19 protein-coding genes are annotated in these 21,633 nt (G+C 75.0%); 9 read left to right on the forward strand and 10 right to left on the reverse strand.

Annotated elements, in window-relative coordinates:
* Positions 1 to 48 precede the first annotated feature (48 nt).
* From ABD343_RS38825 to ABD343_RS38855, 7 genes are all read left to right on the forward strand, one after another.
* On the forward strand, positions 49 to 1,530 hold the full coding sequence (locus tag ABD343_RS38825) for an RsmB/NOP family class I SAM-dependent RNA methyltransferase (protein ID WP_344535383.1): 1,482 nt from the start codon (positions 49 to 51) through the stop codon (positions 1,528 to 1,530).
* A 93-nt stretch (positions 1,531 to 1,623) separates the two neighbouring features.
* On the forward strand, positions 1,624 to 2,298 hold the full coding sequence (gene rpe / locus ABD343_RS38830) for a ribulose-phosphate 3-epimerase (RefSeq protein ID WP_344535385.1): 675 nt from the start codon (positions 1,624 to 1,626) through the stop codon (positions 2,296 to 2,298).
* Positions 2,299 to 2,427: 129 nt separating this feature from the next.
* On the forward strand, positions 2,428 to 3,441 hold the full coding sequence (locus ABD343_RS38835) for a sugar-binding transcriptional regulator (RefSeq protein WP_344535387.1): 1,014 nt from the start codon (positions 2,428 to 2,430) through the stop codon (positions 3,439 to 3,441).
* A gap of 252 nt (positions 3,442 to 3,693) precedes the next feature.
* Positions 3,694 to 4,170 (forward strand): cation:proton antiporter regulatory subunit, encoded by a 477-nt coding sequence (locus ABD343_RS38840; RefSeq protein WP_344535388.1) that lies wholly within the window; start codon positions 3,694 to 3,696, stop codon positions 4,168 to 4,170.
* 69 nt (positions 4,171 to 4,239) lie between these two features.
* Positions 4,240 to 5,529, forward strand: a complete 1,290-nt coding sequence (locus ABD343_RS38845) for a cation:proton antiporter (protein WP_344535390.1) — start codon at positions 4,240 to 4,242, stop codon at positions 5,527 to 5,529.
* Between the two features lie 53 nt (positions 5,530 to 5,582).
* A complete protein-coding gene (locus ABD343_RS38850; protein ID WP_344535391.1) occupies positions 5,583 to 6,911 on the forward strand; it encodes an FAD-dependent oxidoreductase in 1,329 nt (442 codons plus the stop codon).
* A 115-nt stretch (positions 6,912 to 7,026) separates the two neighbouring features.
* Entirely contained in the window at positions 7,027 to 7,983 is a 957-nt protein-coding gene (locus ABD343_RS38855) for a cyclase family protein (protein ID WP_344535393.1), read from the forward strand.
* Between the two features lie 31 nt (positions 7,984 to 8,014).
* On the opposite strand, the gene ABD343_RS38860 is transcribed toward ABD343_RS38855, so the two are convergent.
* Together ABD343_RS38860 and ABD343_RS38865 are read right to left on the reverse strand one after the other, a co-directional pair.
* Positions 8,015 to 9,700, reverse strand: a complete 1,686-nt coding sequence (locus ABD343_RS38860) for an NADH-ubiquinone oxidoreductase-F iron-sulfur binding region domain-containing protein (protein ID WP_344535395.1) — start codon at positions 9,698 to 9,700, stop codon at positions 8,015 to 8,017.
* Positions 9,697 to 10,425, reverse strand: coding sequence for a hypothetical protein (locus tag ABD343_RS38865; protein WP_344535397.1), 729 nt, complete (start codon positions 10,423 to 10,425; stop codon positions 9,697 to 9,699). The genes ABD343_RS38860 and ABD343_RS38865 overlap by 4 nt, the downstream gene beginning before the upstream one ends.
* A gap of 227 nt (positions 10,426 to 10,652) precedes the next feature.
* On the opposite strand from ABD343_RS38865, the gene ABD343_RS38870 reads away from it, so the two are divergent.
* Positions 10,653 to 11,822, forward strand: a complete 1,170-nt coding sequence (locus ABD343_RS38870; protein ID WP_344535399.1) for a helix-turn-helix domain-containing protein — start codon at positions 10,653 to 10,655, stop codon at positions 11,820 to 11,822.
* Between the two features lie 59 nt (positions 11,823 to 11,881).
* On the opposite strand, the gene ABD343_RS38875 is transcribed toward ABD343_RS38870, so the two are convergent.
* The gene (locus tag ABD343_RS38875; protein WP_344535401.1) at positions 11,882 to 13,324 is read right to left on the reverse strand and encodes a DUF1996 domain-containing protein; all 1,443 of its coding nucleotides are present in this window, start codon (positions 13,322 to 13,324) and stop codon (positions 11,882 to 11,884) included.
* 5 nt (positions 13,325 to 13,329) lie between these two features.
* The gene (locus ABD343_RS38880; RefSeq protein WP_344535402.1) at positions 13,330 to 13,980 is read right to left on the reverse strand and encodes a DUF4142 domain-containing protein; all 651 of its coding nucleotides are present in this window, start codon (positions 13,978 to 13,980) and stop codon (positions 13,330 to 13,332) included.
* A 316-nt stretch (positions 13,981 to 14,296) separates the two neighbouring features.
* Between ABD343_RS38880 and ABD343_RS38885 the strand changes: the two genes are divergently transcribed.
* Positions 14,297 to 15,757 (forward strand): GuaB1 family IMP dehydrogenase-related protein, encoded by a 1,461-nt coding sequence (locus tag ABD343_RS38885; RefSeq protein WP_344535403.1) that lies wholly within the window; start codon positions 14,297 to 14,299, stop codon positions 15,755 to 15,757.
* Between the two features lie 31 nt (positions 15,758 to 15,788).
* On the opposite strand, the gene ABD343_RS38890 is transcribed toward ABD343_RS38885, so the two are convergent.
* The 6 genes from ABD343_RS38890 to ABD343_RS38915 form a co-directional block, all read right to left on the reverse strand.
* Positions 15,789 to 16,313, reverse strand: a complete 525-nt coding sequence (locus tag ABD343_RS38890) for a hypothetical protein (protein ID WP_344535405.1) — start codon at positions 16,311 to 16,313, stop codon at positions 15,789 to 15,791.
* Entirely contained in the window at positions 16,310 to 17,755 is a 1,446-nt protein-coding gene (locus ABD343_RS38895; RefSeq protein WP_425578375.1) for an ATP-binding protein, read from the reverse strand. Before ABD343_RS38895 ends, ABD343_RS38890 begins: the two co-directional genes overlap by 4 nt.
* 62 nt (positions 17,756 to 17,817) lie before the next feature.
* Complete coding sequence (locus tag ABD343_RS38900; RefSeq protein ID WP_344535408.1) at positions 17,818 to 18,510, reverse strand: response regulator; 693 nt, start codon at positions 18,508 to 18,510, stop codon at positions 17,818 to 17,820.
* A gap of 116 nt (positions 18,511 to 18,626) precedes the next feature.
* Positions 18,627 to 19,223 carry a hypothetical protein gene (locus tag ABD343_RS38905; RefSeq protein ID WP_344535409.1) on the reverse strand — a complete coding sequence of 199 codons (597 nt, stop codon included), beginning with the start codon at positions 19,221 to 19,223 and terminating at the stop codon, positions 18,627 to 18,629.
* 79 nt (positions 19,224 to 19,302) lie between these two features.
* On the reverse strand, positions 19,303 to 20,556 hold the full coding sequence (locus ABD343_RS38910; protein ID WP_344535410.1) for an acyltransferase family protein: 1,254 nt from the start codon (positions 20,554 to 20,556) through the stop codon (positions 19,303 to 19,305).
* Positions 20,549 to 21,463 (reverse strand): SGNH/GDSL hydrolase family protein, encoded by a 915-nt coding sequence (locus tag ABD343_RS38915; RefSeq protein ID WP_344535411.1) that lies wholly within the window; start codon positions 21,461 to 21,463, stop codon positions 20,549 to 20,551. Before ABD343_RS38915 ends, ABD343_RS38910 begins: the two co-directional genes overlap by 8 nt.
* Positions 21,464 to 21,633: the final 170 nt, after the last annotated feature.

A 21,633-nucleotide genomic window follows, 5' to 3' on the forward strand; every position in this document is an offset into this window, starting at 1 on the left:
ACGTAGGGTGGGGAGTCACATCACACCCACCCCGGAGCACCTTTACCCGTGAGCACTCGGTCACGACGACCCGCGAATCCCGCGAATCCCGCGAAATCGGCGAAACCCGCGAAGCCCTACCGCCGCCCCCGCAAGGACCCCGTCCGGATCCTCGCCTTCGAGGCCCTGCGCGCCGTGGACGAGCGTGACGCGTACGCCAACCTCGTGCTGCCGCCGCTGTTGAAGAAGGCGCGGGAGCAGGAAGGTTTCGAGGTGCGGGACGCCGCGCTCGCGACGGAGCTGGTGTACGGGACGCTGCGCCGCCAGGGCACGTACGACGCCGTGATCGCGGAGTGCGTGGACCGGCCGCTGCGTGAGGTCGATCCGCCCGTGCTGGACGTGCTCTCGCTCGGCGCGCACCAGTTGCTCGGTACGCGCATTCCCCGGCACGCCGCCGTCAGTGCCACCGTGGAGCTGGCGCGGGTGGTGCTCGGGGACGGCCGCGCCAAGTTCGTGAACGCGGTGCTGCGCCGGATCGCCGCCGACGACCTCGACGGCTGGCTCGACCGTGTGGCGCCGCCCTACGACGAGGACGCCGAGGAGCACCTCGCCCTCCGTCACGCGCACCCCCGCTGGGTCGTCTCCGCGCTGTGGGACGCGCTGGGCGGCGGGCGCGCGGGGATCGAGGAGCTGCTGGACGCCGACAACGCGCGCCCGGAGGTCACCCTCGTCGCCCGCCCCGGCCGCTCCACCGCCGACGAGCTGCTGGACGCCGCCGACGAGGCCGAGCCCGGCCGCTGGTCGCCGTACGCCGTGCGGCTCGCCGAGGGCGGCGAGCCCGGCGCGCTCGGCGCCGTGCGCGAGGGCCGGGCCGGGGTGCAGGACGAGGGCAGTCAGCTCGTCGCGCTCGCGCTCGCGAACGCGCCCGTGGACGGCCGGGACGAGCGCTGGCTCGACACCTGCGCGGGCCCCGGCGGCAAGGCGGCCCTACTCGGGGCGCTCGCCGCGGAGCGGGGCGCCTCGCTGGTCGCCGCCGAGAAGCAGCCGCACCGTGCCCGTCTCGTCGCCCGTGCGATGGAGGGGAACCCGGGCCCGTACACGGTGGTCACGGCCGACGGCACGCGGCCCGCGTGGCGGCCCGGGACGTTCGACCGGGTGCTGGCCGATGTGCCCTGCACCGGTCTCGGCGCGCTGCGCCGCAGGCCCGAGGCGCGCTGGCGGCGCCGTCCCGAGGACCTGGAGGGCTTCGCGCCGCTCCAGCGGGGCCTGCTGCGCGAGGCGCTGCGCGCGGTCCGGGTGGGCGGCGTCGTGGCGTACGTGACGTGCTCGCCGCATCTGGCCGAGACCCGCGCCGTCGTCGACGATGTCCTCAGGGCGCCAGGCGGCAAGGACGGGGGCGAAGGGGGCGAAGGGAGCGCCGCCGAGATGATCGACGCCCGCCCGCTGCTGCCCGGCGTCCCCGCGCTCGGCGACGGCCCCGACGTACAGCTCTGGCCGCATCTGCACGGCACCGACGCGATGTACCTCGCGCTGCTGCGCCGTACGGCCTGAGGCGGGCTGCCCGTGCCGCCCGCGCCCGCACCGCGTACTGTCCGAGCGCGTACCGCCTGATCATTCCGCCCGCACACACGAGATACTGGACCCATGGCTCAGATCAACCCCAGCATCCTGTCCGCCGACTTCGCCCGGCTCGCCGACGAGGCCAAGGCGGTGGACGGCGCCGACTGGCTCCATGTGGACGTGATGGACAACCACTTCGTCCCGAACCTGACGCTCGGCGTCCCCGTCGTCGACGCCCTGGCCAAGGCGACGGACACCCCGCTGGACTGCCACCTGATGATCGAGGAGCCGGACCGCTGGGCCCCGCAGTACGTCGAGGCGGGGGCCGGGTCCGTCACGTTCCACGCGGAGGCCGCGGCGGCGCCCGTGCGGCTCGCGCGGGAGATCCGGGCGAAGGGGGCACGGGCCTCGATGGCGCTGAAGCCCGCCACGCCGGTCGAGCCGTACGAGGACCTGCTGCCCGAGCTGGACATGCTGCTGGTCATGACGGTGGAGCCGGGCTTCGGCGGGCAGGCGTTCCTCGACATCATGCTGCCCAAGATCCGCAGGACGCGGCAGCTCATCGAGAAGCACGGTCTCCAGCTCTGGCTCCAGGTCGACGGCGGAGTCTCGGCTTCCACCATCGAGCGGTGCGCCGAGGCGGGTGCCGACGTCTTCGTGGCGGGCTCCGCGGTCTACGGTGCGGAGAACCCCGCGGCGGCCGTCGAGGCCCTGCGCGCACAGGCCGAGGAGGCGGCACACCGGGCGAACGGAAGCTGAACGACTCCCTGACCCCGGCCCTGTACGGGGGTGGATCTGCAAGGATGAACGCGCAGCGCAAAAGCGCCAACAGCGTGAATACGGCAAGACAGTGAGGTGAGTGCGGTGTCGTCGGGGCGAGCCACGCGAATGGGACCCGCCGAACTCATGCAGGCGGCGGCCATGGCCCGCCGCTTCTACCTGGAGGGGAAATCCAAGATCCAGATCGCTGACGAGTTCGGGGTCAGCCGTTTCAAGGTGGCCCGGGTCCTGGAGACCGCGCTCGAACGCGACCTGGTGCGGATCGAGATCCGCGTCCCGGCCGAGCTGGACGCCGAGCGCTCCGACGCGCTCCGGGCGCGCTTCGGGCTGCGGCACGCGGTCGTCGTCGAGTCCCCGTCCGAGGCGGGCGACTCCACCCCCGACAGCGGAGCCGACCCCGAGAACCTGGGCGAGGTGGCCGCCGATCTCCTCGGCGAGCTGGTCACCGACGGCGACGTCCTGGGCCTGGCCTGGGGCCGCTCGACCATCCATATGGCCACTGCTCTACGCCAGTTGCCCCCTTGCACCGTCGTGCAGCTCACGGGGGTGTACGACGCGGGGACGGCGGACCGGGGGTCCGTCGAAGCCGTACGCCGCGCGGCCGAGGTCGCCGGGGGAGAGGCCCACCCGATCTACGCGCCGATGCTGCTGCCCGACACCGCCACGGCCGCGGCGCTGCGCAGCCAGACGGGGATCGCCCGCGCCTTCGAATACTTCGACAAGGTCACGGTCGCCGCCGTCTCCATCGGCTCCTGGGAGCCGGGCATCTCCACTGTCCACGACATGCTCAGCGCCGAGGAGCGCGACCACTATTCCTCGCTGGGTGTCGCCGCCGAGATGTCCGCGCACCTCTTCGACGCCGAGGGCCGCCGCATCGGCCGGGACCTCGGCGAGCGGTGCATCACGGTCGAGGCCGAGCGGCTGCGCCGGATCCCCGAGGTCGTCGCGATCGCGGGCGGGCACCGCAAGGCCGCCGCCGTCGGTGCCGTGCTCCGCTCCGGCCTCGTCACGAGCCTGGTGACGGACACCGCCGCGGCCGACTGGCTGCTGGGCGAGGAACAGCCGGGAGCCCGTCCGGCGCTGGAGCGCGCCGACCCCGACGGCGCGGACGGCGGCGCCTGACCCTCCCGCCCCGGCCGGGCGTCCCCGCTCGGCCTCCCGGCTCAGCCTCCTGGCCCGGGCTTCCGGCCCGGCCTTCCGGCCCGGCCTCCGGCTCGGCCCCGCCGGGCCCTCGCGCGCTGCTCCTCCGCTCCTCGGGGCGTCCGCGGAACGACCGGCCTGGACAGACGTACGAAGCGCGGCGTTACGATCTGTCCCGGTCTCGGCCGAAAGACGGCCGTTCCGTGACATGCCCGAGGAGGCAGGACCCCCGCCATGACGACCAAGAGCACCAAACTGCCGGGGCTCGGCACGCAGTACGACATCTCGACCCGTGCGGGCCGTCATATCTCCGTCGTCGCCCATCAGGACGGCCGCAGGTTCCTCGGTTTCTACGACCCCGAGGACCCGGACTCCTGCCAGGCCACCGTCCCGCTCGACCGGGACGAGGCCGAGTCGCTCGCCGACATCCTCGCCCCCGGCGAGAACCCCAAGCTCGGCACCTGCGAGATGGAGATCGACCTCGTCACCGTACGCATCCCGGTCTCCGGCAAGTCGCCGTACAGCGACGCGCTGCTGGGCGACACGCGGGCCCGTACGCGCACCGGCGCGTCCATCGTCGCCGTGCTGCGCCGCACCGGGGCCGTCCCCTCGCCCACGCCCGACTTCCGGCTGGAGGCGGGCGACACGCTGGTGGCCGTCGGCACCCGGGAGGGCGTGGACGAGCTGACCCGCATCATCTCCGGCACCTAGTGGGTGCCATGCCATGACCAGACCGGGTCGGACACCCAACGGCGACGGCCGGAACATGAAGGGCCATTCGTGCACGACACCACCGTCCTGCTGATCGAACTCGGGACCGTGATCCTCGGTCTCGGTCTGGTCGGCCGCTTCGCCGGGCGCATCGGCCTGTCCCCGATCCCGCTCTACCTGCTGGGCGGCCTCGCCTTCGGGTCGGGCGGGATCTTCCCGCTCACGGCCAGCGAGGAGTTCATCGAGGTCGGCGCGGAGATCGGGGTGATCCTGCTCCTGCTGCTGCTCGGCCTGGAGTACAGCGCCTCCGAGCTGGTGACCAGCCTCAAGACCCAATACCCCTCGGGAATCGTCGACTTCACCCTCAACGCCGTGCCCGGCGCGGTCGCCGCGCTGCTGCTCGGCTGGGGGCCGGTCGCTGCCGTCGCCCTCGCGGGCGTCACCTGGATCTCGTCCTCGGGGGTGATCGCCAAGGTCCTCACCGACCTCGGCAGACTCGGCAACCGCGAGACGCCCGTCATCCTCGGCGTCCTCGTCATCGAGGACCTGTCGATGGCGGTCTACCTTCCGCTGCTCACCGCGCTGGTGGCCGGGCTCGGCCTCGCCGGGACGAGCGTCGCCATGCTCATCGCGATCGGCACCGTCGGCATCGTGCTCTTCCTCGCGCTGCGCTACGGGCGTGTCATCAGCCGCGCCGTCAGCTCCGACACGCCCGAGATGCTGCTGCTCGTCGTGCTCGGCCTCACGCTGCTCATCGCGGGCATCGCGCAGAAGCTCCAGGTCTCCGCCGCCGTCGGCGCGTTCCTCGTCGGCATCGCGCTCTCCGGGGAGACGGCCGAGAACGCGCGCAGCCTGCTCAGCCCGCTGCGCGACCTGTTCGCCGCTGTGTTCTTCGTCTTCTTCGGGCTCAGGACCGTGCCCTCGGACATCCCGCCGGTGCTGGTGCCCGCGCTGCTGCTCGCGGCCGTCACCTCGGTCAGCAAGATATTCACGGGCTGGTACGCGGCGCGCCGCGCCGGGGTCGGCGTGCCGGGACGGCTGCGCGCGGGCGGGGCGCTGGTGGCGCGCGGCGAGTTCTCCATCGTCATCGCCGGTCTCGCCACGAGCGCCGACCCCCGTATCGGGCCGCTGGCCACGGCGTACGTGCTGATCCTCGTGATCGTCGGGCCGCTCACGGCGCGCTGGACCGAGCCGGTGGTGCGGCGGGTGAACGCGCTGCGCCGCCGTCACGCGGCCGCCGCGCCCGTTCCGGCCCCCGCCCCCGCCCCAGTCCCCGCTTCCGGTGAGGCCGAGCGGGACACGGCCGAGGCGGGCAGTGGGGCGGCCTTGCGCAATCTCCGCGCCGATACGGAGAGTTGAGCCCGGAGGGGCGCTTCACACTCCGGCGCCCCGGACGGATGTGGGGGTGAGCGATGGGGACGGCGCACGCGGTCGTGCTGGGCGCGGGCATGAGCGGGCTGTTCGCCGCCCGCGCGCTGACCGGGAGCTACGAGCGGGTGACGGTGGTCGAGCGCGACCACCTCCCCGCCGGGGCGGAGCCCCGCAAGGGCATACCGCAGGGCCGTCACGTGCACGCGCTGCTCGGCACCGGGGAACGGGCGATGGAGCGGCTCTTCCCCGGAGTGACCGAGGAGCTGCGGGACGCGGGCGCCGTCACCTCGCGCCTCCTCCAGGAGTCCCGCTACGTCCTCGGGGGCGCCCCGCTCGCCCGGGGTGACACGGGCGTGTCGGCGCTCCAGGCGACACGCCCGCTGCTGGAGGCGACCGTACGGGCACGGGTCGCGGCGCTGCCCGGCGTGAAGTTCCTGGAGGGCTGGGACGTGCTCGGGCCCGAGGCCGACGGGGGCCGGGTCACGGGCGCCCGGGTACGGCGCCGCCGCGAGGGCTCCGAGGAGGAGGTCCTGCGCGCCGACCTCGTCGTGGACGCCCTCGGCCGGGCGGGACACGCCGCGGGCTGGACGAGGGAGCTGGGGCACGGCGCGCCGCCCGAGGAACGCCTCAAGATCGACGTCGGCTACGCCACGCGCTTCGTCGCCCTGCCCGAGGGCGCCCTCGACGGCGACAAGCTGGTCCTCGTCGGCAGCGTCCCCGGCTTCTCCACCCGCGGCGCGGCGCTCCTCCTCCAGGAGGGCGGCCGCTGGCTGCTGACCCTGGCCGGAATGGCGGGCGACCACCCGCCGACCGACGACGAGGGCTTCCTCGCGTACGCCCGCGCGACGCTGCCGCCCGGTCTCTACGAGACGGTCCGGGACGCCGAGCCGCTGGGCACGACGGTCTTCCACCGCTTCCCGCACAGCCTGCGCCGCCGCTTCGAGAGGCTGGCCTCGCTCCCCGAGGGGCTGATCGCGGTCGGCGACGGCGTCAGCAGCTTCAACCCCGTCTACGGGCAGGGCATGACCGTCGCCGCGCAGGAGGCCGAGGCCCTCGGGGCGTGCCTGGAGGAGGGCGGGCCCGACGGGCTGCCGCGCCGCTACTTCGCCGCCGCGGCGCGCGTGATCGGGCCCGCCTGGGAGATGGCCAGGAACGCCGACCTGTCCGTGCCCCAGGTCCCCGCCGAACGCCCCCTCGCCCTGCGCCTCCTGGGCCGCTACGCCCAGCGCCTGATCCTCGTGGCCCGCCACGACCCCGAGGCCGCCGCCCGCTACGTCCGGGTGACCCAGCTCCTGGACCCGCCCTCCGCCCTCCTCGCCCCGGGCCTGGCCGCCAGAGTCCTGCGGGGCCCCCGCCGCCCCGCTCCCTGAGCACACCGGCCCGGGAGATCTCCACGGTTCAGCGGATCTTGGTACGCCCAAGAGGGGAGCGGGCTACCCTCGCCGCGGTGCCACGAACCGCGCGACCGGAGGAGTCGGTGCAGAGATGACGGCAGGGCGAGCGATGCCCACGCAGGACGACGTGCTCGGGTACTTCGACACGCTGTCGAACTGGGGGCGGTGGGGCGAGGACGACGAGTTGGGGACTCTGAACCACATCACCGACGACGTCCGGCTGGCCGCGGCGAAGGCCGTGCGCCACGGCAGGAGCCTGTCGTGCGCGTGGGAGATCGACGTACCGGAGGAGATGGAGCGGTCGACGACGACGTGCCCGTGCGCCGCCGACATGCCGGGTGCCGAGGACATGCCGGTGCCCGGGTTCCGCAACGACCGGCGCTGGGGCTTCTCCAACGAGCGGGTCGGCCTCATGTTCCACGGCAACACCGTCACCCACGTCGACTCGCCGTGCCACGTCTACTGGGACGGCACGATGTACAACGGGCGTTCGCACACCATGGTCGACGCCGAGACGGGATCGGCGTGGGGGGCCGTCACGGCGGCGGCGAACGGGATCGTCACGCGTGGTGTCCTGCTCGACGTCGCGCGGGCCCGTGACGTGCCGTGGCTGGAACCGGGGCAGGGGGTGTTCCCCGAGGACCTGGAGGAGGCCGAGCGTCGCCAGGGCGTGCGGGTGCGCTCCGGCGACGCGGTGCTCCTGCGGACCGGCGGTGGCCGCGTCCGGCACGAGGGCGGTGCGGCCGGCGGTATCACGCAGGCCGGCTGGCACGCGTCCTGCCTGCCGTGGCTGCGTGACCGGGAGGTCGCGCTGATCGGCGCCGACACCCCCCAGGACGTCCAGCCGTCGGGGTACGACGACGTGCTGATGCCGGTGCACGCCGTGAGCCTTGTCGCGATGGGCCTGTGGATGCTCGACAACTGCGACCTGGAGGAGTGCGCGACGACGGCTGCCGAGCTGGGCCAGTGGGACTTCCACCTCGCGGTCGCCCCGGTGCGCTTCGCCGGTACGTCCGGCAGCCCGGTCAACCCGATCGCCACCTTCTGACCACGGGAGCCGTCCCCCCTGCCTCCACCGGCTAGCTCTCCAGTCGGAGCGCGAGGGCCGGGCAGCGGCGGACCGCGCGGCGGGCCTGGCGGCGCAGGTGGGCCGGTACGCGCGCCGCCGCCCGCGTCGGGTAGCCGTCGGGGCCCAGCTCCACCAGGTCCGGCACGATGCCCGCGCACAGCCCGTGCCCCCGGCACAGCGTCCAGTTGACGATCAGCCGCGCCGCACGCGGCCGCGCCGCGACGAGCGTGACCGGCGCGCCCGGCACCGGCCCCGGCGCGGCAGGTGGCGGTGCGGCGACGGGCCGCCCGGTCGCCTCCTCCGGTACGGGCAGCGCGCCCAGCACGGGCCGCCCGCAGCCCCGTCCGCGGCCGCGCGCGCTCGCGCCCGTCCGCGCGTGGAGGGCGAAGTCGTCGGCGAAGGCGGCCATCGCCGAGGCGACGAAGCGCGACACGCCGTCGGGGTGCGTGCACGCGCCCCGCCCGCTGACGCCGTACGCCCGTTCCCGTACGGCCTCCAGGGCGCCGGACCCTCCCGTACCGCCCTCCGCGAGGGACGTCAGCGCGTCGGCCAGCGCGGGCAGGCCGAGGACGCACGGGCCGCACTGGCCCGCCGACTCGCCCGCCAGCCAGCGCGCCACCCGCGCCGTCTCGCCCACCGGGCAGGTGTCCTCGCGCAGCGGCAGCACCGCGCCCGCGCCGAGCGTGGCGCCCAGCGCCTCCAGCGACGCACGCGACACGCACGCGGAACGGACGGCCTCCGGGGTCAGCCAGCTCCCGTGGTAGCCGCCGACGAGCACGCCCTGCCCGAGCGGGATGCCGCACAGCCGCAGCAGATAGCCGAGCGGTACGCCCGTCGGCGTCTCCAGCACGCCGCGCCCGGTGAGGGTGAGCAGCACGGTGCCGGGCTCGCCGGGCAGGCCCGTGTCGCGGTAGGCCCGTGCGCCGAGCCGGGCCGCGACGGCGAGCTGGGCGAACGTCTCGGTGTTGGAGAGCAGCGTCGGGAGTCCGCCGAGCCCGTTCTCGCTGACCCGCACTCCTCGCCCCGAGGGCAGCGCGGGGGCCTGGCCGAGCCCGTTGACCAGCGCCGACGACTCGCCCGTGACGAACCGGTCGGGGAGCCGCACCACGCGCGTGAGGGGCCCCGCCGCCTCGCGTTCGGCGAGCGCCGCCCGTACGGACTCCTCCGTGTCCTGGCGGGTGACGCCCACGCACACCTCTCCGGCGCCCAGCGCCTCGGCGGCCAGCAGCGCGCCGTCGAGGACGAGATGGGGCGCGCGGAGGAGCAGCGTCCGGTCCTTGAGGCTCACCGGTTCGCTCTCGCTGCCGTTGACGACGACCGCCGTGCCCGTGCCCTGCCGCCGCGCGGCCCGCTGCACGGCGCGCAGCTTCCGCGCGAACGGGAAGGCGCCGCCGCCCCGGCCGCGCAGCCCCGTCAGTTCCGCCAGCTCCAGCAGCGCGTCCGGGCGCGGTGCGGGCAGCGGCCCGTGGACCGCGACGTGCGCGACGTATCCGAGGCGCGGCACCTCGCCCAGCCCGGCCAGCAGCCGTGCGGGCCCGAAGGAGGCGATGGGCGGCGCGCACAGCGATTCGGACAGGGCGCCGTAGGCCAGCGGTCCGGGCGCCGGGGACAGCGCGTACGCCGGTCTCCCGGCGGACGCGGCGGACATCGCAGACGCTGCGGCGGACGCGGCGGACGTGGGGGGCACAGGGGTCACCGTCTCTCCTTCTCGTCGGCACCGGTCGCCGCCGACCGCGCCGGGGCGCGGTGCGGGAGGAGCCGGTGGATGAGCACGGCCGAGGTCCCGGCCAGGCAGAGCACGTACGCCGCCGTCACCCAGCCGTTCGCGTGCCGTCCGGCACGCAGGCCGTGGACGAGGGCCGCGCCCCAGGCCGGGTACGCGCACATGTGCAGCGCCCGCCACCAGCGCGATCCGCGGCCGTTCGCGAACGCCGCCCGTACGACCCCGGTGACCGCGACCGCCACGAACAGGTAGCCGGCGAGCGTGCCGAGGCCGATGAGGAGGGGCCGCGCGCGGTCGGTGAGCGGGACGGCCGCCGCCGCGGCGCTCGTACGGTCCTCGGCGACCTTCACCCAGATGTGCAGGGCGAGGAAGCACAGGCCGCCGACCGCGGTACCGCGGTGAACGCCCTGTGCTAGCAGCCGGTGGGCGGGGCGCAGCAGGATCCGGTCGGTGGCGGCCAGTCCCCACAGCACCGTGGCTGTGAGCGCGACGAGGGCGAGGACGCCCGCGCCCTGGTCGAGGAAGGCCCAGGCGCGGCCCGGCACTCCTCCGGTGACGGCCTGGCCGAGCGCGAGCAGCGCCACCGCGCCGAACGCCGCGTGCAGGGGGCCGGGGCGGGGGCCCGCCCTGCGGCGCCCGCTTCCGGACCGGTGCGCGGGGGAGCGTTGCTGCTGTGACGGGAGCTGCTGTGGGGACATCGGGGTCTCCCGAAGACGCGTGCACCGTGCAACCGGCCTAGCAGTGGCCCGTTTCCCGGGGACAGGAAGCGGCGACCGGAAGCCAGAAGCATTGTCGAACCGGGCGGAACGCACCCAGTCTTTGTCGCGCTGTGACAAATTCCCGCACTGGCGTCGCCGGTGCGCCGTACCGCTACCGATGATGCCCACGCAGGGCACCAGGTGATCCCGGCTGGAGCGAGGTTGAGATGTGCGAGCTGCGAGCTGACCTTCCCGCCGTCGCCGACCAGTTGGTCGACGCGCTGCGGCACAGCCTCCCGGCGCTGTCCGCCGTGCTGCGCGAGACCGGGCGGGAGGACGCCAGATGGGCCGTCGAGCAGGCGCTGACGGACGTACTCGCCGCGCGGCCCGGCGCGGCCCCCGGCGGACACGAGGACGAGGAGCCGGTCGTACGGGTGCGGGAGGGCACGCCCTCCATACGGGCGGTCCCCGCCGTATCCGAGGCAACGTCCGGCGCCCCCGGCGGACTCACCCCCGACGGTCTCCCTTCCGCCGGTCTCCCTGCCGACGGTCTCCCGTCCGACAGGCTCTCCGCCGAACGGGCCCGCCGGTTGCTCTTCGCCGCGCTGACCGCCGACCGGCCGCCGGAGACGGGCGCGTCGCGCTTCCACGCGCTGGCCCGCTCCGCGCGGTGGCCGCTGCCCCCGGCCGTGCGGGCCGTCGTGCTCGCCGCGCCCTGCGAGACGCCGCCGCTCACCGGCCCGCTGGCGAGCGCCCTGGCCGGTCCGGTCGAGGGCGAGCCCTGCCTGCTGGTGCCGGACCCGGAGGGGGAGGCCCGGGAGGCGCTGGACGGGCACCTCCAGGGCTGGACCGCCGCCGTGGGGCACGCCGTGCCGCTCGACGACTGCGCCGCCTCGGTGCGCTGGGCGCGGCGCCTGCTCGAACTGGCGCCCGTGCACGCCGCGCACGCGGTGAACGGCTCGGGACCGCCCGGTGCCGTCTTCGTCGACGACCACCTCACCACCCTGCTCCTGCTCCAGGACGAGTCGATGGCCCGTGCCCTGACGGCCCGCTGGCTCGGGCCCCTCGCCGCGCTGACGCCGCGGCAGAGCGAGCGCCTCGAAGTCACCCTGCTGGCCTGGCTGGAGAGCGGGGGAGCGCCCGAGGCGGCCCGCACCCTCCAGGTGCACCCGCAGACGGTGCGCTACCGGCTGCGGCAGATCGAGAAGGTCTTCGGCTCCGCGTTACGCGACCCGCGCGCCCGCTTCGAGCTCGAAGCGGCGCTGCGCGGGAGGCAGTTGCTGGGCCGGGTCCGGCGCGGGCGCGCCCGTACGGGAGGGCGCAAGGCCCGCACCGGAGGAGGCACCGCGAACGCGCGGCCCGCCCAGGCCCAGGAGGCGCGGATCAACGGGCTGTGACCCGGAACCCCGGGCGGGACGGGTGCGCCGGCCGGGGCTAGTCGCGGGCCGGGCCGGGGCTACTCGCAGTCCCGGCCGTCGTTGACGCAGCGCACCGCCCGTTCCATCAGCCGGTCCGGCATCACGTTGATGAAGTCGCCGTGGTCCGTGACCGGCTTGTGGAGCTGCTCGGGGAAGCTGTCCACCGCGAACGGCGTGTCCTCCGGAACGCCCTCGCGCGGCACCTCGTACGCGATCCGCTGCCGCAACTGGGGCACCGCGCGGAAGCCGTCGGGGCACGAGCCGTCCTCGCGGGCGAAGGCCACGTGGTCGCGGTGGTTGCCGCTGTCGGTGTTCCGGCCGTCCCAGCAGCTCTGGAAGTCGAACGAGCGGATCACCCGGCTCCCCTCGGGACAGAGCGGGTACTTGTCCTTGAGCTGGCGGTCCTCGAAGCCCTCGCAGCTCCAGGAGGCGTTGGCGTTGGCCGTGCCGTTGGTGAACGACTTGGCGTCCCCGGTGATGATCCGCAGGAAGCGCGGCATGGCGGTTACCTTGCCCGTCGCGCTGCCCTTGAACGTCAGCGTGACCTCAGAGGGCTTGAGCACCGTCCCCGCGTTCCCGTCGTGCCCGCCCTCCTGGTTGCCGTCGAGGGCGCGCAGCACGGGCCAGTAGTAGGTGGACAGGTCGCCGTTCCGGCAGGTCGAACGGGCGGCGGCGAGGCTCTCGTCCGTGGAGAACGCGTCGGTGGACAGATTGCCGACGTAGTCGTGGGTGTGGTGCGCGCCGTTGCTGACGCCGGGCGCGGCGATGACGTTGTCGGAGTTGAAGTGCCCCTCCTCGTTGCGGCCGCACTTCGTGGTGAAGCTGCCGGTGGAGGCGTTCGCGCCGGGCTCCGGCTCCCGCCGGTCCGGCTCGACGGTCGTGATGTCGACGAAGTCGGCGGCCACGGGGCCTCCGGAGGGAGGCGGCTCGCCCTCCGCGACACCGCCGTTCCCCTCACCGCCCTCTCTGTTCCCGCCCTGCCCCTCGGGGGCCCCGCGGTCCTCCGCGGGCCGCTGCCGAACACGGCAGTCGCTCATCCCGTCCATCCCGGCGGGCGGCTCGCCGCCCTCGCCGCGCACGTTGTCGGCGATGCCGCCGATGGTCGGGGCGCGCCGCGCGCGCAGCTCGTCCATCACCTTCTGCGTGCTCCCCTCGCCGGAGGCGAGCCGGTGGTACGCGCCCGCGACCTGCCGGTCCAGCGCCGCGAGCCCCTCGGCGACGTCCTTCCGCGCGTCCCGGGGCACCTCGCCCAGCGCGAGCGACACGTCGGGGCAGTCGATCGTCTGCCCGGCCCGCCGGTCTCTCTCGCGGGCCCCGCCCTCCGCGCCGTCCTCGCCCGCCGTCGCGCTGACCCCGGCGAACGTCGCCGCACCGCCGCCGAGCACCAGCGCCGCGCCGAGCGCGACGAGCGTACGGCGACGGCGCGAGCGCCGGTGGGCGGCTCCGCCTCGCTGCTCCCCTCGCTGCTTCCTCTGCCTCATGCTGCTCACTCCCGATCGTCGAGCGCGTCGAAGTCCACGAGCCCCGTCTCCTCCAGGACCGTGATGTGGTCCAGGACGACGGCGTTGGCGCGGGTGGCGAGGGATCTGACCATGGAGTTGCGGGTCTTGTCCCGTACGAGCCCGATCAACGCGAAGACCTTGCCGTGGGCACGGCGCAGGATGTTGGCGAAGCGGCGGTCGTAGCGGTCGCCCTTCGCGCGGGACATCTCCGAGAGCCAGCCGCGCTGCTGCGCCGTGGGCTGGTTCGCCAGGTCGACGCCGAGCGCCCGGCCCGCCTCGACGGCGCGCCGGTCCAGCTCGGTGTGGCCCTCGACGAGATGCGTGCCCGCCGTACGGACCGAGGCGCGGGTGCCGCGCTCCTGGGCCTGCCGCCCCGCGGGCAGCTCCCACAGCCCGGCCAGCCGCACCCGCCGCACGAAGTCCCGGTCCAGTGCGCTGAGCGGCCCGTACGGCGTGCTCATCGTGCCCATGCCGTCGTCCTCCCAGCCCTGCCGGGAGGCGTCCACGGAGCGGGTGCCGCCGAAGGTCTGGAGGGGGATGAGCAGGGCGACGAGGGTGACGAGGAGGGCAGCGACGACGAGCAGCGTGCCCAGGGCCCGTCCGCTCGCCAGATACCGGAGGTCCACGGTCCGCACACCCTCTCCCGCCTGCCCGTGCGCCGGGCACTGAGAGCGAAGCTAGCCCCCTTGCCGCGCTCCGTGGCGGGCTTCGTCGGCACCTGACAAAGAGCGGTGCGCGGAGCGGCGCGCTGCTACCTTGCGGGCACGCGCCCGCGCCCAGGCATTCGTACGAAGCTTCGAGTAAGCTTTCGTCGTAAGGCAGGGGCCACTGCCGACACCGAAGCCCCCGTACCTCCCGGCCTCCGGCCTGGAGGGTCGTACGACGACGGGGGTCCTTTGCTGTGTCTTCCTCGCAGTGACCTGCGCCGTAACGCGTGAAAATGTGAGACTTATGCGTTTTCTTGAGCCGGGCACGGGCCGTCACGTGGAACAGTCCCCCGTTCCCTACGACCTGACCTACGACGACGTCTTCATGGTGCCGAGCCGTTCCGCGGTCGGATCGCGGCAGGGAGTGGACCTGGCGTCGCCCGACGGCACCGGCACCACCATCCCGCTGGTGGTCGCCAACATGACGGCCATCGCCGGACGCCGCATGGCCGAGACCGTCGCCCGGCGCGGCGGGCTCGTGGTGATCCCGCAGGACATCCCGCTCGACGTCGTCACCGAGGTCATCGGCTGGGTCAAGCGCCGCCACCTCGTCCTCGACACCCCCATCACCCTCGCCCCCGGCCAGACTGTCGCCGACGCGCTCGCGCTGCTCCCGAAGCGGGCGCACGGAGCGGGCGTCGTCGCGCGCGACGGGCGCCCCGTCGGCGTCGTCACCGAGTCCGACCTGACCGGCGTGGACCGCTTCACGCAGCTCTCCGAGGTCATGTCCACCGAGCTGATGCTGCTCGACGCCGACATCGACCCGCGCGAGGCCTTCAACCGGCTCGACGCCGCGCACCGCAAGTTCGCCCCCGCCGTGGACTCCGACGGGCAGCTCGTCGGCATCCTCACCCGTACGGGCGCGCTGCGCGCCACGCTCTACACCCCGGCCGTCGACGCGAACGGCGCCCTGCGCGTCGCCGCCGCCGTCGGCATCAACGGCGACGTCGCCGCGCGCGCCAAGGCCCTGCTCGACGCGGGCGTCGACACCCTCGTCGTGGACACCGCGCACGGCCACCAGGAGGGCATGATCGAGGCCCTCAGGGCCGTCCGCGCCCTCGACCCGCAGGTCCCCGTCGTCGCGGGCAACATCGTCGCCGCCGAGGGCGTGCGCGACCTGGTCGAGGCCGGGGCCGACATCATCAAGGTCGGCGTCGGGCCCGGCGCCATGTGCACCACGCGCATGATGACCGGCGTCGGCCGCCCGCAGTTCTCCGCCGTCCTGGAGTGCGCGGCCGAGGCCCGCAAGTACGGCAAGCACGTCTGGGCCGACGGCGGTGTCCGGCACCCCCGCGACGTGGCCATGGCGCTCGCCGCCGGGGCCTCCAACGTCATGATCGGCTCCTGGTTCGCCGGTACGTACGAGTCGCCCGGCGACCTCCAGCAGTCCGCCGACGGGCGGTTCTACAAGGAGTCGTTCGGCATGGCCTCGGCCCGCGCCGTCCGCAACCGTACGAGCGAGGAGTCGGCGTACGACCGGGCGCGCAAGGCGCTGTTCCAGGAGGGCATCTCGACCTCGCGGATGTTCCTCGACCCGGTCCGCCCCGGCGTCGAGGACCTGGTCGACGCGATCATCGCGGGCGTCCGCTCCTCCTGCACGTACGCGGGCGCGGGCTCCCTGGAGGAGTTCGCGGAGAAGGCCGTCGTGGGCGTGCAGAGCGCCGCCGGATACGCGGAGGGCAAGCCGCTGCACGCGAGCTGGTGACCCCGGGCCGCCCGGCCCCGGCCGGGCGGCGCTACTCGGCGCACACCTCCGTGGTCAGCGTGCCGTCCGCCAGGCGGCGGACCCGCACCTCGACGTCCTCGGGGCGTCTGTCCTGTGCGGAGCCGACCGCGGCGGCGGCCGTGCACACGATCTGGCGTACGGCGGTGCGGCTGGTGTGCTCTCCGGACACCACGGTCACCTCGACCGCGCCCCGTTCGCCGGTGCCTGTGCCCTCGCCGGTGGCGACCTGGGGCGTGGGGCCGTCCGGGAGGAAACTGATCAGGCCGCGGGCCCGCTCGGCCGCGTCGGGCCCCTGGGCCAGCCGGTCCATGGCGGCCTGCGGCCGGTCGGGCCCGGCGTAGGAGCGCGAGACGCGTTCGAGGCCGGTGGCGGAGTAGAAGTACAGGTGCACGGCGGAGGCCGGGCGCCGGTCCGCCTCCGGCAGCCCGCCCGCCGGGGGCCCGGCCGCCCCGGGAGAGGTGTCGCCGATGCCGCACGCGGTCACCGGCGCGAGGGGCAGCACGAGCAGCGCGGCGAGGAGCACGGGCCGCCTCATGCCGTGCCCAGGGGGAGGGTGAGGGTGAATTCCGCCCCTCCGTCGGGGGAGTTGGTGGCGGTGAGGGTGCCGCCGTGCAGGCGGGCGTTCTCGGCGGCGATGGCGAGGCCCAGGCCGCTGCCCTCGCTGCGGGCGCGGGCCGCGTCGCCCTTGGTGAAGCGGTCGAAGACATGCGGCAGCACCGCCTCCGGGATGCCCGGGCCGCTGTCGGCGACGCTGAGGACGAGCCTGCCGTCGCCGCCGCGGCCCCGTACCCGTACGCGTACGGCGGGTCCGCCGTGCCGCAGCGCGTTGCCGACGAGGTTGGCGAGCACGACGTCGACGCGGCGCGGATCGAGGTTCGCGCGCAGCCCCGGCGGGACGTCGACGTCGGCCCGGTCCTGCCAGTGGCGCAGGGCGAGGGTCTTGCGGACGAGTTCGCCGACGTCCACCTCGTCCCGGTGCAGGACGGCGGCGCCCGCGTCGAACCGGGAGATCTCCATCAGGTCCTCGACCATGCGGGTGAGCCGGCGGGTCTCGTCGGCGACCAGCCCCAGCGCCTCGGCGGTCTCCGGCTCCAACTGCCCCGAGGCCGCGTCCTCGTCGAGCACCCCCGTCACGGCGGTCATGGCCGCGAGCGGCGTGCGCAGCTCGTGCGACACGTCGGCGGCGAACCGGCGCGCCTTGGCCTCCATGTCCCGCAGCCGGTCGGCGTCCGCCTGGAGGGTGGCGGCCATGCCGTTGAACGTGCGCCCCAGGTCGGCGAGTTCGTCGTCACCGGTGACCTCGATACGGGTGTCCAGCGCGCCCGCGGACATGTCCTCGGCGGCCGAGCGCAGCCGCCGCACCGGGCGCAGCACGCTGCGCGCCGCGAAGAGCGCCGGGACCACGGACAGTACGACGACCGGCAGGGCCCCGGTGCGGGCGGCGTCGACGAGGGAGGACACGTCCTGCTGCTCGGACGCGAGCGAGAACGAGGCGTACACGACGAGCCCCGACCGGCGGGAGGGCTCGTCGGCGACCATGACGGGGACGGCGACGGCGAGCCACGGGGTGTCGCCCCGGTGGAAGCGCTGCACGACGGCCGTACGGGCCGAGGCGCCGGTCTCGCGCAGCCCGCCGGGCAGGTGCGCGGTCCGGCTCGTGGCGGAGACGAGCGGCCCGTCGCGGTAGACGGCCGAGGTGCGCCAGGCGCGCGAGCCCCCGGCGCGGTCGAGCCGGAGGGTGAGGGCACGCAGATCGCTCCGGGCGGGCCGGGCGGGCAGGCCCGGCGCGAGCGAGTCGAGCTGGCCGCGCAGGTCGCGCACCGCGCTGTCCTGGGCGCGGTCCAGGATCGCGCCGCGTGCCTGGCGGAAGGTGAGCGCGGCGGCGGCGAGCGCGCTGACCACGGCCACGAGAAGGAACACCAGGACGAGACGGGCGCGCAGGCCCCGGCGGAGGCCTCGGCGCGGGCCCCGGGGCAGGTCCCGGCGCAGCCCCGGGCGCAGACCTCGGCGCGGGTCCCGGCGGCGGAGGAGGCGGCGCGTCACAGGGGGCCGAAGCGGTAGCCGAAGCCGCGTACCGTCTGGATGAAGCGCGGGCGGCGCGGATCGTCCTCGATCTTGCCGCGCAGCCGCATCACGCACGCGTCGACGAGGCGGGCGTCGCCGTAGTAGCTGTGCTCCCAGACGCACTCCAGGAGCTGCTGGCGGCTGAAGGTCTGCCCCGGAGACGCGGACAGGAACAGCAGCAGCTTCAGCTCGGACGGCGCGAGGGTGAGGTCCTCGCCGTGCTTGGAGACCTGGAGCCCGGCCCGGTCGATCCGCAGACCGTCGAACTCGGAGGGCGGCTCGGCCTGCCCGGCGCCGGACTGGAGCGGGACGACGCGGCGCAGCACGGCACGCATCCGCGCCTCGATCAGCTCGCCGCTCGCGGGCTTGATGACGTAGTCGTCGGCCCCGGCCTCCAGCCCCACGACGACGTCGATGTCGTCACCGCGCGCCGAGAGGATCACGAGCGGCACCTGGCTCGTCTCGCGCACGCGGCGGCACACCTCCAGGCCGCTCATCCCGGGCAGCATCAGGTCGAGGAGCACGATGTCCGGCGCGAACGCGCCGAGCGCCTCCAGCCCGTCCTCGCCGGTGCCGACGGCCTCGGTCTCGTGCCCGCGGCGGCGCAGGCCCAGCGTGACGCCGCGGCGCACGGCGGGGTCGTCCTCGATCAACAGAACGCGTGTCATGGACCGGCCTTCTCCTCCTCGATCGTCGTCTCCACCGCCCCGGAAAGATCGGACGGAACGGTGCGTTCCTTTGCCCCGCGCGGCCGTCGTCCGCGGCGTGCGGCGCTCGTCCGCCGTCAGCGGTTCCGGCCGGAGGCCCCGATCGGCGCGGCGGACCCCGTCTCGTCGCACATGACGCGCCACGGGGTCCCGGAGATCCCCGACTCGTGGACCCGTACGACCACGTCCAGCGGATTCCTGCCGCCGGGGATCCCCGGGGACGCGGCGGCCGTGCACACGAGCTGGCTCACCGCCGCCGCGTCCAGTTCCGCCACGACCCATGGCAGATACAGGTCGACGGCTCCCGGCGCCGCCCTCGCCCGGATCCGGCCCCGGGGGAGCGCGGAGTCCAGCCCGCGCGCCCGCTCCGCGCGCGTGGGTCCCCCCAGGAGCCGGTCCACCGCCGTCTGCGCATCGGCGCCCCGCGGCGCGTCACGGGTGACGGGCCATGTGCCGTGCTGCGTCAGGTAGTAGACCCGCAGCGGCGCCGGGCCACCGGGCGCGCGTACGCCCCGGGCCGGGTCCCCGGCCGCCGACGGCCCGGCGTCCGCGACCCCGCAGCCCGCGAGCGTCGCAGCGGTGAGCGTTACGGCCGTGAGCAGCCCGACGGCGGCCGTCCGGTCGGGCAGTCCCGCCCGGGTCAGTCCCGCCCGGGGCGGGGCGTTTCCCCTCATTCCGGCGCGCTCCCTTCTCGCGTGGCCCGTGGGACCGAGTCTCGTCCATGACCGTGCGCGGACGGCGGAGGGTTGCGCTTCACGGCGTCACCAACTGATCGACGTCCACCGTCCCCGCCCCCTCCCGGGGCTGCGGCACGGCCGCCCACACGGCCGCCGCCACCGCGGCCGAGACGGCGAGCGCGAGCAGCCCTCGGCGTCCGGCAGTCCAGGGGGCCCGGAACCGCACCGCGTCCTCCACGAGGACCTTCGACAGCGCGGCGGCGGCGAGGGAGATCCCGACCGCCGCGGCCGTACGGCCCCACCCGCCGAGGCCGAGCACCTTCTGCGGCAGCAGCAGATAGACCGGCCAGTGCCACAGATAGAGGCTGTACGACAGTTCCCCGAGGCGGCGCGGGACGGTGCTGCCCACGGCCTTGCCGACGCGGCCGTCCGGGGACGCCGCGAGCAGCGCGATCAGCACGGCGCAGGCCAGCGAGTGGGCGAACAGCCCGCCCCGGAAGAGCCCCGGCGCGTTCTGTCCGTCGGTGAGCGCCCACGCGATGCCGAGACCGGCGAGCAGCGCCGCGCACCCCGCGTCGGCGGCGGCCCGGGGCACGCGGGCCGCCAGGGTCCGTACGGGCGCGGTGGCCGCGAGCGCGCCGAGCAGCAGGGCGAAGGCCCGGGTGTCCGTGCCCTCGTAGGCCCGGGTGGTGTCCACGCCCCGGCCGAGGACGAACATGAGCGCGAGCGAGCCGAGCGCGCCCGCCGTGGCCAGCGCCGCGATCCGGCCGTGGCCGCCACGGCCGCGCCCCGCGACGGCGACGACGAGCGGCCATGCCAGATAGAACTGCCACTCGACGGCGATGCTCCACAGATGTGCGAAGACCCGGGTGCCGGAGGCGTTCCAGTAGCCGATCCGCTCGGTGACGAAGTGCCAGTTCACGGCCTGCGCCGCCGCCCACGGGGCGTCCTCGCGGGCGAGGCGCAGCAGCGTCGGGGACCCGAAGGCCCAGGCGAGCGGCAGGGCCGCGGTGCCCATGACGCCCAGCGCGGGCAGCAGTCGGCGTGCCCGCCGCGCCCAGAACGCGCCCAGGCGCACCCGCCCCCGGACCGTCACCTCGCCCAGCAGCAGGCCGGTGATGAGGAACCCGGACAGGACGAAGAAGAGATCGACCCCGAGGAAGCCCCCGGCCAGGTGCCCGGCGTGGAAGAGCAGCACGGCGAGGACCGCGCACCCGCGCAGGCCGTCGAGCGGGGCGAGGTGGGGGCGCTTCGCCGCGCCTGTGGAGGGGCGGGCGGCGGTGGTCTCCGGAGTTCCGGCGGACCGGTGACGGCCGCGCGTTTCACTCACAGCCGAGCTTCGCGTACGCCTTGTCGCCCGTCCACGGGCCGTTCGCCCACTTCTGCGGCGGGGCCGGGGTGAAGTCGTACGTGCTGCCGAGACGCTTGGTGAACCACTGGGCGAAGGTGGCGGAGCCCTGCTGGCACGAGTGGATGCCGTCCTTGGCGCGCTGGGCCTTCGACGCGGAGGCGTCGGTTCCCCACAGCTTGGAGGCGTCGAGGAAGTGGACGTGGCCGCCGCTGTTCCGCGCCGCCCGCTCGGCCGCCTCCGGCGCGCTCTTGATCGGACCCCGGTACTTCGCGTAGAAATCGTCGATCTTGAACGGCGGGGCCGTGACGAGGAAGAGGTCGGCGTCGGCGTCCCGCGCGGTCTTCGCGAGCTTCTCGTACGAGGCCCGCTGCTGGGCGGGGGTGCCCCAGTCGTACGTGGTGATCTGGTAGGCGATCACGTTCGGGCGGAAGGACTTGACGTGCTTGGCGAGGCTCTTCCAGGTGCCTGCCGCGATCTGCCGGGCCATCTTGTCCCCCTCGACGATCGTGCCGCCGCCGGTGGAGGAGGCGTCCTCGAACGTCACGCCGCTCGCCTTGAGCGCCGCCGCCGTCGGCGGGGCCTGGGTACCGGCTATGGAATCGCCGACCCACAGCACCCTCTTGCCCGTGCTCTTCGGTGACTGCCGGCCGGAGCCGGAGCCCGAGGAGCCCGCGGACTCCGGGGACTTCGCGTCGGACGCGTCGGACGTGCCGGTCGCGCCGCAGCCCGCGGCCACCGTGACGGCCAGTCCGGCGGCGGCCAGCACCAGGGGGACGGCCACGGAGGGGCGGCGGCGGGCGGACCGGGCCCGCCGGGGGACGGGGGCGGTGACGGAGGCGGTGACGGGGGCGGTTTCGGGCCGCTGGGGGCTGGTGTCGGTGTTCATGGCGTCAGGCAACCAGCCCGGACCGGCCCTCGGCCGGGCTGTCATCGTCCGCTCACACGACGGGGGACTCGCCGTCATGCGGGCGCCCGTTCCGCCGTGCGGGCGCCGGTTCCCGCCGTGCGGACGGGCGCCGGTTCCGCCGTGCGGAGGGGCGCGCGGGCGCGCGGAAG

Origin of the sequence: Streptomyces albiaxialis, from assembly GCF_039530985.1 — a bacterium.
Lineage (GTDB): Bacteria > Actinomycetota > Actinomycetes > Streptomycetales > Streptomycetaceae > Streptomyces > Streptomyces albiaxialis.

Excerpts from the sequence above, each read along its gene's own strand:
- ABD343_RS38875 (WP_344535401.1), bottom strand. The coding sequence starts at position 13,324 with ATGAGGCAGAGGAAGCAGCGAGGGGAGCAGCGAGGCGGAGCCGCCCAC.
- ABD343_RS38905 (WP_344535409.1), bottom strand. The coding sequence starts at position 19,223 with ATGAGGGGAAACGCCCCGCCCCGGGCGGGACTGACCCGGGCGGGACTG.
- ABD343_RS38900 (WP_344535408.1), bottom strand. The coding sequence starts at position 18,510 with ATGACACGCGTTCTGTTGATCGAGGACGACCCCGCCGTGCGCCGCGGC.
- ABD343_RS38855 (WP_344535393.1), top strand. The coding sequence starts at position 7,027 with ATGACGGCAGGGCGAGCGATGCCCACGCAGGACGACGTGCTCGGGTAC.
- ABD343_RS38870 (WP_344535399.1), top strand. The coding sequence starts at position 10,653 with ATGTGCGAGCTGCGAGCTGACCTTCCCGCCGTCGCCGACCAGTTGGTC.
- ABD343_RS38885 (WP_344535403.1), top strand. The coding sequence starts at position 14,297 with ATGCGTTTTCTTGAGCCGGGCACGGGCCGTCACGTGGAACAGTCCCCC.
- ABD343_RS38835 (WP_344535387.1), top strand. The coding sequence starts at position 2,428 with ATGGGACCCGCCGAACTCATGCAGGCGGCGGCCATGGCCCGCCGCTTC.
- ABD343_RS38915 (WP_344535411.1), bottom strand. The coding sequence starts at position 21,463 with ATGAACACCGACACCAGCCCCCAGCGGCCCGAAACCGCCCCCGTCACC.
- ABD343_RS38840 (WP_344535388.1), top strand. The coding sequence starts at position 3,694 with ATGACGACCAAGAGCACCAAACTGCCGGGGCTCGGCACGCAGTACGAC.
- ABD343_RS38865 (WP_344535397.1), bottom strand. The coding sequence starts at position 10,425 with ATGTCCCCACAGCAGCTCCCGTCACAGCAGCAACGCTCCCCCGCGCAC.
- ABD343_RS38850 (WP_344535391.1), top strand. The coding sequence starts at position 5,583 with ATGGGGACGGCGCACGCGGTCGTGCTGGGCGCGGGCATGAGCGGGCTG.
- ABD343_RS38890 (WP_344535405.1), bottom strand. The coding sequence starts at position 16,313 with ATGAGGCGGCCCGTGCTCCTCGCCGCGCTGCTCGTGCTGCCCCTCGCG.
- rpe (WP_344535385.1), top strand. The coding sequence starts at position 1,624 with ATGGCTCAGATCAACCCCAGCATCCTGTCCGCCGACTTCGCCCGGCTC.